The organism is Actinokineospora spheciospongiae (assembly GCF_003182415.1).
GTDB lineage: Bacteria > Actinomycetota > Actinomycetes > Mycobacteriales > Pseudonocardiaceae > Actinokineospora > Actinokineospora spheciospongiae.
On sequence record NZ_QHCP01000016.1, the window covers coordinates 63,955 to 75,709 of the forward strand.

Genomic DNA, 11,755 nt, shown 5'->3' on the forward strand with positions numbered 1-11,755 from the left:
AGACATGACCAAGAGGACGGACCCGCGCCCACCGGTCCACAGCGCGGACAGCCACGACCTCATCCGCGTGCACGGCGCGCGGGCGAACAACCTCGACGACGTCAGCATCGAGATCCCCAAGCGCAGGCTGACGGTCTTCACCGGCGTCTCCGGTTCGGGCAAGAGCTCCCTGGTGTTCGGCACGATCGCCGCGGAGTCGCAGCGGCTGATCAACGAGACCTACAGCGCGTTCGTGCAGGGCTTCATGCCGACGCAGGCGCGGCCCGACGTGGACGTGCTCGAGGGGCTCACGACCGCGATCATCGTCGACCAGCAGCGGATGGGCGCCGACCCCCGGTCCACCGTGGGCACCGCCACCGACGCCAACGCGATGCTGCGCATCCTGTTCAGCAGGCTCGGGCAGCCGCACGTCGGTTCACCGCAGGCGTTCTCCTTCAACGTCGCCTCCATCAGCGGCGCGGGCGCGGTCACGATCGAGCGCGGCGGGAAGACGGTCAAGGAGCGGCGCAGCTTCGCCATCACCGGGGGCATGTGCCCGCGCTGCGAGGGGCGGGGCTCGGTCTCCGACATCGACCTGACCCAGCTCTACGACGACTCCAAGTCCCTCGCCGAGGGCGCGTTCACCATCCCCGGCTGGAAGTCCGACAGCTTCTGGACGGTGCGGGTCTACGCCGAGTCGGGTTTCGTGGACCCGGACAAGCCGATCCGCAAGTACACCAAGAAGGAGATGAACGACTTCCTGTACAAGGAGGCGACCAAGGTCAAGGTCGACGGCGTCAACCTCACCTACGAGGGGCTGATCCCGAAGATCCAGAAGTCGTTCCTGGCCAAGGACCGCGAGGCGCTGCAACCGCACATCCGGGCGTTCGTGGACCGGGCGGTCACCTTCACCACCTGCCCCGAGTGCGCGGGCACCCGGCTCAGCGAGGCGGCCCGCTCCTCCCGGATCGGCGGCACCAACATCGCCGAGGCCTGCTCGATGCAGATCAGCGACCTGGCCGAGTGGGTGCGCGGCCTCGACGAGCCGTCGGTCGCGCCGCTGCTCGCCGCGCTGCTGCACACCCTCGACTCGTTCGTGGAGATCGGGTTGGGCTACCTGGCGCTGGAACGGCCCTCGGGCACGCTGTCGGGCGGGGAGGCGCAGCGGGTCAAGATGATCCGCCACCTCGGGTCGGCGCTCACCGACGTCACCTACGTCTTCGACGAGCCGACCACCGGCCTGCACCCGCACGACGTCCAGCGGATGAACACCCTGCTGCTGCAACTGCGGGACAAGGGCAACACGGTGCTCGTGGTGGAGCACAAGCCGGAGGCGATCGCCATCGCCGACCACGTCGTCGACCTCGGTCCCGGCGCGGGGGCGGCGGGCGGCACCGTCTGCTACGAGGGCCCCCTCGACGGGCTGCGGGCCAGCGGCACCACCACCGGCCGCCACCTCGACGACCGGGCGAAGCTGAAGTCCTCCGTGCGCACCCCCACCGGCGCGCTCCAGGTGCGCGGCGCCACCAGGCACAACCTGCGCGACGTCGACGTGGACATCCCGCTCGGGGTGCTGTGCGTCGTCACCGGGGTCGCGGGTTCGGGCAAGAGTTCACTGGTCCACGGTTCGATCCCGCCCGGGGCGGGCGTGGTGTCGGTGGACCAGACCGCGATCCGCGGCTCGCGGCGGAGCAACCCGGCGACCTACACCGGGCTGCTCGAACCGATCCGCAAGGCGTTCGCCAAGGCCAACGGCGTCAAGCCCGCCCTGTTCAGCGCCAACTCCGAGGGCGCCTGCCCCGCCTGCAACGGCGCCGGTGTCACCTACACCGACCTGGCGATGATGGCGGGGGTGGCCAGCCCCTGCGAGGAGTGCGAGGGCAAGCGGTTCCTGGCGTCGGTGCTGGAGTACCGGCTCGGCGGGCGCGACATCGCCGAGGTGCTGGCGATGTCGGTGACCGAGGCGGAGGGGTTCTTCGGCGCGGGCGAGGCGCGCATCCCGGCGGCGCACGCCATCCTGGGCAGGCTCGCCGACGTCGGGCTGGGCTACCTCAGCCTCGGCCAGCCGCTGACCACGCTGTCCGGCGGCGAGCGGCAACGGCTCAAGCTGGCCACGCACATGTCCGACAAGGGCGGGGTGTACGTGCTCGACGAGCCGACCGCGGGCCTGCACCTGGCCGACGTGGAGCAACTGCTCGGCCTGCTCGACCGGCTGGTCGACTCCGGCAAGTCGGTGATCGTCGTCGAGCACCACCAGGCGGTCATGGCGCACGCCGACTGGATCATCGACCTCGGTCCCGGCGCGGGCCACGACGGCGGCCGGGTCGTGTTCGAGGGCACCCCGGCCGACCTCGTCGCCGACCGCTCCACCCTGACCGGCGAACACCTCGCGGACTACGTCGGAGCCTGACCGGTTCCGCGCACTGGCTCAGTCGATCCGGTGAACGGGCGCGGCCCCACCGGGAACGCCGGTCCCCTTCGGGCGAAAGGGAAAACACCGGTCGAGTCCGCAGTGGACTCCTCCTGCTGTGGGCAGGCGGCACTCCTCCCGCCGCCTGCCCACAGCAGACAGGAGAGAGCAATGGGATCGATGACCGGGAAGGCCCGCCCGTGACCGCGCTGGGCGTCGGCTTCCGCCCCCCGCCGTTCCACTGCGGTGGCGCTGCGCGACCGGATCATGGGTCGGTTCCCGTGGTTGCGCGACCGGGTCCGCGCTCGCGCGAGCGCCGAACTGGCCCGCCACCTCGACTGCCTCGGGCACGCGATCCGGGGCAACATCGACTGGGCGGCGAACGTGCCCCGCTGCCTCGCCGCGGACACCCCGGACGGCGTGCCGTCGCAGGTGCCCATCGTGGTCACCGATCAGCCCAGCGACACCCGCGCGGACCTGCCGCCGTTCCCGGAGACCGCGTCGGCGGTCGGCGTGGTGGTCACCGACCGGACCGGGGCCGGGCATCACCGCCCCGACCGCGCGGGTGCGGCACCTCCGCCTCGGCGGCAGGGTCGGCACCCCGGGAGTGGTCCCCTTCCACCAGCGCGGTGATGGTCTTGGCCAGGCCCACCGCGTCGAGGCGGTGGCGGCGCAGGATGTCGGCGCGCGGGCCCTGCGGCAGGAACTCGGCGGGCAGGCCGAGGGCGTGCACCGGGGTGTCGTGCCCGGCGTCGCGCACCGCCTGGGCGAGGCGGGCGCCGACCCCGCCGACCCGGACGCCGTCCTCGACGCAGACGACCACCCGGTGCCGGGCGACGAGGTCGACCAGCGCCGGGCTCGGTGGGCTCACCCAGCGCGGGTCGCACACGGTGACCCCGGTGCCCCGCTCACCGAGCCGGAGCGCGGCGCGCACCCCCGGCAGCGCCATCGGGCCGACCGTCACCAGCGCGACGTCGCGGCGGCCGGACTCGTACAGCACGTCCACCCCGCCCTCCGCGCGCAGCCGGGGCACCGCGGGGCCGGTCTCGCCGCGGGGGAAGCGCAGCGCGGTGGGCCCGTCGACCCGCACGGCCTCGCCCAGCAGCGCGCGCAGTTGCTCGCCGTCGCGGGGGGCCGCGATCCGCAGGCCGGGCACCGCCTGCAACAGCGACAGGTCCCACACGCCGTGGTGGCTGGGGCCGTCGTCGCCGGTGACCCCGGCCCGGTCCAGCACGAAGGTGACCGGCAGCGCGTGCAGGGCCACGTCCATGAGCACCTGGTCCAGCGCCCGGGTGAGGAACGTCGAGCACACCGCCACCACCGGGTGCAGCCCGCCCATCGCCAGCCCGGCGGCGCTGGTGACCGCGTGCTGCTCGGCTACGCCCACGTCGTGGGTCCGCTCCGGGAACTCCTCGGCGAAGGCCTGCAACCCGGTGGGCCGCAGCATCGCCGCGCTGAGGCAGGCGATGTCCGGGCGCCGCCTGCCCAGTTCCACGACCTCCCGGGCGAACACCGACGTCCACGTGGGGCCCGCGGGCCTCTCGGCGTTCGCCGGGGGCACCGTGTGCAGGCGGTCCGCCTCGTCCCGCTCGGCCGGGGGGTGCCCCTTGCCCTTGGTGGTCACGCAGTGCACCACGACCGGGCGGCCGAGGGCGCGCGCCTTCCCCAGCGCGGCCTCCAGCGCCCCGACGTCGTGGCCGTCGACCGGACCGACGTAGGACATGCCCAGGCTCTCGAACACCGACAGGTGGTAGCCGCCCGCGTCCTCGCGCAGGTGGGCGAGGTGGCTGCCGACGGCGCCCGCGGTCGGGGCGTAGGAGCGGCCGTTGTCGTTGAGGACCACCACCACCGGGCGACCGCTGACCGCGATGTTGTTCAGCGCCTCCCAGCACATGCCGCCGGTCAGCGCACCGTCGCCGACGACGGCCACCACGTGCCGCTTGCCGCGCTTGCCCGCGAACGCGCGGGTCAGGCCGTCGGCGTAGGACAGGGCGGTGGAGGCGTGCGAGTTCTCCACCAGGTCGTGCGGCGACTCGGCCCGGCTCGGGTAGCCGGACTGCCCGCCCGCCTGGCGCAGCAGCGCGAACTCCGCGCGCCTGCCGGTGAGGAGCTTGTGCACGTAGCCCTGGTGCCCGGCGTCGAACACGATCGCGTCGCGCGGGGAGTCGAAGACCCGGTGCAGCGCGATCGTCAGCTCCACCACGCCCAGGTTGGGCCCGAGGTGCCCACCCACCCGGGTGACCACCTCGACCAGCAGCTCCCGGATCTCCGCGGCGAGGCCGCGCAGCTCCGCCGCGGTCAGCCCGCGCAGGTCGGCCGGGCCGCGCACGCGGTCGAGCAGGGCGTCCGGGAAGGCGGGGGCGGCGGTCTCGGGGACCGGCCCGCCCCGGCCGAGGGGGAGTGCCGGGCCGGTCAGGATCTGTCCACTCATGATCGCGTCCTGGGGCGTCGTCGAATGATCCTGGCGAGCCGGGTAAAAGAGGAGGCAGGCACCCGGGTCGCCAGGAGGAGTCCGGGATCAGGAATGATCTCCACCATACGACAGCCTGCGCCGCGTTCAACCGGAAATCCGGCCGGGTTCGGGATTCTCACTCGAAAGCCTGTTTCCGCCTCGCCTCGACAGGTGGTCTCCTGGTCGGGGACTTGACTTGTCCGTTCAAACATCCCGAACCAGAAAAAATCGCGGCACCATCAGGCGAACGCCCTGGACACGGACGGTGTCTTCCGACCGGTCATACACCCCGATCGGTAGGAGGGCATCCCGCTAACGGCTGGCAGGGCAAAAGGGCCGGTAGTCGTACTGACGATGCCCCAGGCGAGTGTTACGTTCGTGAAGCAATTGCCGACAGCGCCAACCGCCGCCTTTCTCCAACCGTGGCGTGAAAGCACGCCTGGGAGGGCAAATGTCACTCGCCACGCAAATGGAACCGCATTCACCGGTCTCCGGGAAGGCATTGGCCGCGGCCGTCCGGCGCCAGGTCGACGTCGTGCTCGACGGTTTCCTGGCGGGCAAGGCGGCGAACGCCGCGGACGAGTGCCTGCCGCCGGTGGTCGACACCGTGCGCCGGTTCGTCGCGGGCGGCAAGCGCCTGCGGCCGGTCTTCTGCCACTGCGGCTGGCTCGCCGCGGGCGGGGACCCCGACGAGCGCGCGGTGGCGGCGGTGGGCGCGGCGCTGGAGCTGTTCCACTCCTTCGCCCTCATCCACGACGACCTGATGGACGGCTCCGACCTGCGGCGGGGCAACCCGACCGTGCACCGCGAGCCGGCCGCCCGCTGCCCGGACCGGGCCGGGGGCACCGCCGCGGTCGCGGCCGACCGCTTCGGGGAGAACGCGGCGATCCTGCTCGGCGACCTGTGCCTGGTGTGGTCGGACGAACTGCTGCACGGCACCGGGTTCGACGCCGACCGCGTGGCCGCGGCGCGCCCGTTCCTCGACGCGATGCGCACCGAGGTCATGGCCGGGCAGTACCTGGACCTGCACCACCGGCCCGCGGGCGACGCCCTCGCCCACGCCTGGCGGGTCGTCCGGCTCAAGACCGCCCGCTACACCGTCGAGCGCCCGTTGCAGATCGGCGTCGCCCCGGCCGGTGGTGACGCCGATCTGGCGCGGCGGTGCGCCGAGTACGGCCGCCCGCTGGGCGAGGCGTTCCAGCTTCGCGATGACCTGCTCGGCGTGTTCGGCGACCCGGCGGTCACCGGGAAACCGGTGCTCGACGACCTGCGCGAGGGCAAGCCGACCGTGCTCGTCGCGGTGGCCGGGCAGCGCGCCACCGCCGCGCAGCGGGCCGTGCTGCGCGAGCTGTACGGCAACCCGCTGCTCGACGAGGCGGGGGCGGCGGCGCTGCGCGCGGTGATCGACGGCACCGGCGCGGCGGCGCTGGTCGAGCGGTTGATCGCCGACCGCACCGAGCAGGCGCTCTCGGCGCTGGCCGACAGCGCGATCCCCCACCCCGTCCGGGGGGTGCTCGCCGACCTCGCCGACACCGTGGTCCACCGCGACCGCTGACCGGCACACCACCGACAACCGCCTGCGCACCGCAGGCGGGCCGTGAAATCCCAACAGGAGGAAAAAGATGATCCGCACCGCCCTCGCCGCGTCCCTGCTCACGGCCGCGTTCGCCGTCGGCTCGGCGGGCTCGGCCACCGCGCAGCCCGCCCCCGCGGGCAACCCGCCCGCGCCCGCGGCGGCGTCCGCGCCCACGCCCGAGGGCATGTGGTTCCCGGTGTTCTTCTTCGGCACCGAGGGCTTCTGCACGCAGGTGGGGACGATGGCCCAGCAGTCCGAGGCGCTGGAAGAGGAATCGTGGAAGTGCGAAGGCGGCTGGCTGCTGATCCACGTGGAGCCGGACGACGCCTCCTGAGGCCCACCGCGGCGGCAGTGACCCCGGCCCCACCGGTCCACTCCGCACCACCGCTCCCCCGACCACCTCCCGCACCCCGAGTGGAGTCGACATGTCCTTGCCCACCACCGCGCCCCCGGCCGAGGGGGTGGCCCCCATGGCGGCGTTCCTCGCCGACTGCGCGAGCGCGCTCTCCGACGTCGCGGGCGGCGAGCTGACCGACGCGCAGCGGACGTTCCTGGCCGCGGGCACGGCGGCGCTGCGCGCGGCCCGCGGCGGCGAGTGGGTGCAGCTCGGCCTGGAGGTGGCGCCCGGCGGGTTGTCCGCGCTGTACCCGGAACTGGCCGCGACCGCGCATGAACTGCTCGACGGCGGGGCGGCCGCGGAGTTCTTCTTCATGCACAAGCCGCCGGGGCTGCGGGTCCGCTTCGCCCCGGCCCGCGGCCACGGCCAGTTCGTCCGCGCCGAGGTCCGGCGCCACGCCGAGCGGTGGCGGGCGGCCGGGCTGGTCCGGGGCGTGCGCTCGGCGGTCTACGAGCCGGAGGCGCACCTGTTCGGCGGGAACGAGTCCATGCCGCACGTGCACCGCCTGTTCACAGTGGACTCGCTGACCTGGCTGGAGCACCACGCCACCGCGCGCGAGACCCCCGCCTGGGCGCTGTCGCTGCTGATGCTGCGCGCGGTGTTCGACGGGTTGCGGGTCGTCGGCTGGGAGGATCGCGACGTCTGGGGCCGGGTGGCGGACTCCGGCCGCCGCACGCCCCCGGGGTCGGCCCCGGTCGAGGGCCCGGTCACCGCGCGGCTGCGCGGGCACTGGGCCGACCCCGACGCACTGGCCGCGGCGCTGCCCGCCGACGTCCGCGCGCTGGCCGACCGGCACGCCGAACGGGTGCGCCCGCTGTGCGAGCGGTGGTGGGCGGAGTACTTCGGCACCGAACGCGCCGTCATCGGCCCCCGTGAAGCGGCCTGCTATTACACGATCTTCCACTGGAACCGCGCCGCGCTGAGCCCGGGCACCCAGGCACTGATCGCCACCGCGCTCGCCGGGACGGACGGCCATGTCCGCTGACTTCCGCCCCGAGGGCCCCGCCGGGCTGCTGCGCGTCTCCGGTGTCCCGGCCGCCCTGGTCGCCGAAGCGGGCAACCCCGGGCTGTTCGACGCCCTGCGGCGGCTGAGCCGCGACGAGGCCGACCACCGGTCGTTCGCCGCCGGGCTTGCCGAGCGGGTCAGCGCCGAACTGGTGCCGCACCCCGACCTGTCCGCGCCGGTGCGGACCTCGGCGATCACCCTGCGCAGGCAGCTCACCCGCGGCGAACCGGTCGACGGGCCGCAGTGCAGGCGCCTGGCCGTCGTGGGCGTCGCCCTCGGGGTGCCGCAGGCGCTGACCGACGACCTGGTCCGGGCGGCGACCTGGTCGACCGCGCTCACCACCGCCCGCGCGGAGTGCGCGGACGCGGTGCTCGCCGAGCGGAGCAGGCTCGCCGCGCTGCCGTGGGAACTGGTCACCGACTCCCCCACCGCCGCCAGGGTGGTCTCCCAGACCGCCCCCGAGGTGCTCGACGAGATCCGCGGCAGGCTGGCCGCGGGCGAGCGGTGGACCGACAAGCGGCTGCGCCAGCGCGCGGACTACCTGCTGCGCCTGCTGTCGCGGGCGGCGCTGAAGACGACCCCGCGCGGCTGGCTCGGGCAGGTCGCGCTCGTGGGCGTGGCCCCGGACCGCGACACCCGGCTGCTGCCCGGGTTCGAGGTGACCGACTACGCCGTGCACTCGCTGTCGAACATCCAGGCCGACCGCCGGGTGCTGGCCACGGCCGCCGACCTGCCCGACGCCTGGCTGAGCATCACCGGCCTGCACTGGGTGCGGGGGGCCCGGCTGTGCTGCTGGGTGGCCGACCACGACAGCACCAAGGGCCTGCGGCTGGTGCGCGTCCGCCGCACCCCGGCGGTGGACGCCGTCCGGCACCTGCTCGGCCCGGGGGCGCTGCGGACCGCCGACGTGGTCCGGCTGCTCGCCCCGGAGGACCGGCACCACCCGACGGTGCGGGCGTTCCTGCGCCACCTGGTCGGGCTGGGCGTGCTCCAGCTCTCCGCCCAGCCGGTGTCGAACCTGCGGGACTGGTCGCCCAACCCGCGCGGGGTGGTGGCGGACAGGGGTTTCGTCGACGTCTACCGCCGCGGCCGGGGGCACGTCCCCGCCGCCGCGGTGACCCGGCTGGCCGGGCTCGTCGCCCAGGCGGGCAGGCTCGGCGCGGTCCTGGCCGAGGACGCCGGGGGCACCGGTGGCGGCCACCCGGTGCTCGACCTGGTCGGCCCCGAACCCCGGCCCGCCTCCGAGGTCGTCGCGGAATTCCTCGACGGCGCGGAGCACCGCCCGCCCACCCCGCCCGCCACCGAGTGGCCCGAACCGCGGCCGGGCAGCGCCTACCGGCGGCTGGCCGACTGGCTCGCCGGGCACGCCGACGCCGACGAGGTCGACATCGACGCCGCCGCGCTCGACCGGGTCGGCGCCCCACCCGCGGCGCTGCCGCCGTGGCCGGTCGACTGCCTGGTGCGGCCGCTGCCCGGCGACGGGCCGGTGGCGGTGCTGGAGGCCGTGCTGCCCGCCGGGGTGCTCGACGCCCGATTCGCCGACGCGCTGCACCAGTTGCACGGCCGGGTGCCGCAGGTCGAGGACTACCGCGGCTTCCTGGCCGAGGTCACCACCCGGTGCGGGGCGGAGGTCGTCGAGGTCTTGGTGCCCCCGCAGGACGACCGCAGCGCCAACGCGGTCCGCAGACCCCGCTACACCCGCACCTGGACCGGTGACGCCGACCTGTCGACCTACTTCGCCGGGCAGGCGGGACCGGGGCGCTACCTGCCGCTGGACCGCGTCCTGGTGCGCAGGCGGGACGGGCGGGTCGTCGCCGAGGACGCCGACGGCAAGCCGCTGTGGCCGGTCTGCCACGCCACCCGGACCCCGATGGCACCGTGGGACGTCGTGGTGGCGCTGCTCAGCGCCGCCGCGCCCATCGGCCACCTGGCCGCACCGCTGCTCCTGGGCGACCCCGCCGCCGCCTTCCCCGGCCGCGCCCGCACCCCCCGACTGGTGCTCGACGGCGGGCTGGTGATCGCCGGGGCCACCGTCCGCGTCGAACGCGCGGCCCTGCCGAGCCCCGGCGACCCGGTGGTCGAGCGGGTGCGCAGGCTGGCGGACCTGCGCGCGGCCACCGGCGCCCCGCGCTGGAACTTCGTGCGGGCGGCGGGCGGGCGGCGACCGCGACCGGTCGACCTGGACAGCGTCACCGCGCTGCGCGTGTTCGACCGCCTGCTCGCCGACCCCGCTGTCCCCGCGCTCGTGCTGGAGGAGATGCTGCCCGACCCGGAGCACCTGCCGGTGCGCGACGAACTCGGCCAGGGCCTCGCCGCCCAACTGGTCATCCGCCTCCCACCGGACCCCGGGCTGGCCCGGGTGGCCGACCGGGCGGCCAGGGCGTGGCGCGGCCTGAGCCCGCCCACCGAGGCGGCGAACCGCTTCGTGACGGCGGTGTAGCGCCGACCCGCCCCCGAGCACCACCGGGTCCACCGGTGGGGAAGTCAGTCAAGCGAAGGAGAACACCGTGCAATCCACAGTGGAACTCGCCGACCTCGACGAACTTGTCGAGCAACTCGACGCGCAGATCACCGAACTGGACTCCGCGGACCGCGGGGAGGCCGTGTCACTGCTCCTGTGCAGCGGCGGCTGCGGCGGCGGCTGGTCCTGGCACTGGTACTGCTGAGCTGAGCCGGAAAGGAGCGGGAGATGGTGGTTCCCGACGTGTTGACCACCCCGCGCAACGCCTCGACGCGGGACCTGCTGCTGGTCGCGGACCACGTGCTCACCTCCTGGACGGCTCGTCACCCGATGGGCACGGCCGGACCCGACCTGGGTCCGGCCGTGCTTTCCACCCTCGTGGCCGCGCACCCCGACGCCACCGGGGAGCAGCGCCGGACCTGCGGCGAGGCCACCGACCTGTGGCTGCGCACCGGCCTGCGCGGCCGGGCGGGGACCGGGCTGCACGACGGGCTGTCCGGTCTGGTGGCCGGGCTGGGCCTGATCGCGGGGGTCCGACCCGACGTCGGCCCCGCGGCGCAGCGGGCCGCGCGGTCACTGGCCACCGCGGCCGACCGCAGGCCGTGGCGCACCTCGGCCGTCGGCTTCACCGACTACGACCTGGTCAGCGGCCCGGCCGGAACGCTGCTGGCGCAGCCCGCCGGAACACCCCCGGGGGGCGCGGCCGCGCACCTGGCCGCCCTCGCCGCCGACCCCGACCTGGCGGGCCTGCGGATCGGCGCCCACCGCGACCACCCGCTGGTCGGCTGGACCCAGGGCGACGTCGTCACCGGCCTGGCGCACGGCGCCGCCGGGGTCCTGGCCGCGCTGTCGGCGGTGGACCCCACCGAGGAGGCGGTCCGCGCCGTGGCGCACCTGTCGACCTGGCTGGTCGCCGGGCTCTACGTCGACGGCGCCGGGATCGTGTCCTGGCGGTACGCCGCGGGCGGGAAACCGGAAGCCGTCGCCCACCGGCAGGGCTGGTGCTACGGCAACCCCGGGGTGAGCTGGGCGCTGTGGGCGGCCGGGCGGGCACTGGTCCGCGCGGGCGCCCCCGGTGGGGAGGACCTGTGCGACCTCGCGGTGCGGGCGGTGGGGACGCTGTGCGGGGGCTACGACGCCGACGTGCACCTCGACGGCGACCGCGACAGCGACCGGCTGGGGGTCTGCCACGGCGCGGCCGGGGTGCTGCTCGTGGCCGACGCCTTCGCCCGCCACACCGGGTCAGCACCCGCCGCAGCGCTGCGCGACTGGCTCACCGGGCACCTGCACGACCGGCTCGACCGGGTGGCGCGCCTCGCGGGCACCGACACCACCCTGCTGTCCGGGGCCACCGGGGTGCTGGCCGCGCTGCTGACCACCGCGGGCGCCGACCGGGGTTGGCTGCGCTGCCTCGCCCTGTCCTGACCGCCCTGCCCCGACCGCCCTGACCTGACCCCGATGTCCTGAGAGGACC

The 11,755-nt window shown here is 74.9% G+C and carries 8 protein-coding genes; 7 read left to right on the forward strand and 1 reads right to left on the reverse strand.

Going from position 1 to position 11,755, the window contains the following annotated elements; genetic code table 11:
- The first annotated feature begins 4 nt into the window (after window positions 1-4).
- On the forward strand, window positions 5-2,389 hold the full coding sequence (locus DFQ13_RS29985) for an ATP-binding cassette domain-containing protein (RefSeq protein ID WP_110082207.1): 2,385 nt from the start codon (window positions 5-7) through the stop codon (window positions 2,387-2,389).
- A 520-nt stretch (window positions 2,390-2,909) separates the two neighbouring features.
- On the opposite strand, the gene DFQ13_RS29995 is transcribed toward DFQ13_RS29985, so the two are convergent.
- The gene (locus DFQ13_RS29995; RefSeq protein ID WP_110082209.1) at window positions 2,910-4,820 is read right to left on the reverse strand and encodes a 1-deoxy-D-xylulose-5-phosphate synthase; all 1,911 of its coding nucleotides are present in this window, start codon (window positions 4,818-4,820) and stop codon (window positions 2,910-2,912) included.
- A gap of 472 nt (window positions 4,821-5,292) precedes the next feature.
- On the opposite strand from DFQ13_RS29995, the gene DFQ13_RS30000 reads away from it, so the two are divergent.
- From DFQ13_RS30000 to DFQ13_RS30020, 6 genes are all read left to right on the forward strand, one after another.
- Complete coding sequence (locus DFQ13_RS30000; protein WP_219994704.1) at window positions 5,293-6,396, forward strand: polyprenyl synthetase family protein; 1,104 nt, start codon at window positions 5,293-5,295, stop codon at window positions 6,394-6,396.
- Between the two features lie 67 nt (window positions 6,397-6,463).
- Window positions 6,464-6,751, forward strand: coding sequence for a hypothetical protein (locus tag DFQ13_RS34235; protein WP_035277714.1), 288 nt, complete (start codon window positions 6,464-6,466; stop codon window positions 6,749-6,751).
- 91 nt (window positions 6,752-6,842) lie between these two features.
- Entirely contained in the window at window positions 6,843-7,799 is a 957-nt protein-coding gene (locus DFQ13_RS30010; RefSeq protein WP_110082211.1) for a thiopeptide-type bacteriocin biosynthesis protein, read from the forward strand.
- Window positions 7,789-10,260, forward strand: a complete 2,472-nt coding sequence (locus DFQ13_RS30015; protein ID WP_110082212.1) for a hypothetical protein — start codon at window positions 7,789-7,791, stop codon at window positions 10,258-10,260. The genes DFQ13_RS30010 and DFQ13_RS30015 overlap by 11 nt, the downstream gene beginning before the upstream one ends.
- Window positions 10,261-10,327: 67 nt before the next feature.
- Window positions 10,328-10,486: a hypothetical protein gene (locus DFQ13_RS34240; protein ID WP_181400212.1), complete on the forward strand. Its 159-nt coding sequence runs from the start codon at window positions 10,328-10,330 to the stop codon at window positions 10,484-10,486.
- A gap of 23 nt (window positions 10,487-10,509) precedes the next feature.
- Window positions 10,510-11,706 (forward strand): lanthionine synthetase LanC family protein, encoded by a 1,197-nt coding sequence (locus DFQ13_RS30020; protein ID WP_110082213.1) that lies wholly within the window; start codon window positions 10,510-10,512, stop codon window positions 11,704-11,706.
- Window positions 11,707-11,755: the final 49 nt, after the last annotated feature.

Excerpts from the sequence above, each read along its gene's own strand:
- DFQ13_RS29985 (WP_110082207.1), top strand. The coding sequence starts at position 5 with ATGACCAAGAGGACGGACCCGCGCCCACCGGTCCACAGCGCGGACAGC.
- DFQ13_RS30015 (WP_110082212.1), top strand. The coding sequence starts at position 7,789 with ATGTCCGCTGACTTCCGCCCCGAGGGCCCCGCCGGGCTGCTGCGCGTC.
- DFQ13_RS29995 (WP_110082209.1), bottom strand. The coding sequence starts at position 4,820 with ATGAGTGGACAGATCCTGACCGGCCCGGCACTCCCCCTCGGCCGGGGC.
- DFQ13_RS30020 (WP_110082213.1), top strand. The coding sequence starts at position 10,510 with ATGGTGGTTCCCGACGTGTTGACCACCCCGCGCAACGCCTCGACGCGG.
- DFQ13_RS34235 (WP_035277714.1), top strand. The coding sequence starts at position 6,464 with ATGATCCGCACCGCCCTCGCCGCGTCCCTGCTCACGGCCGCGTTCGCC.
- DFQ13_RS30010 (WP_110082211.1), top strand. The coding sequence starts at position 6,843 with ATGTCCTTGCCCACCACCGCGCCCCCGGCCGAGGGGGTGGCCCCCATG.
- DFQ13_RS30000 (WP_219994704.1), top strand. The coding sequence starts at position 5,293 with ATGTCACTCGCCACGCAAATGGAACCGCATTCACCGGTCTCCGGGAAG.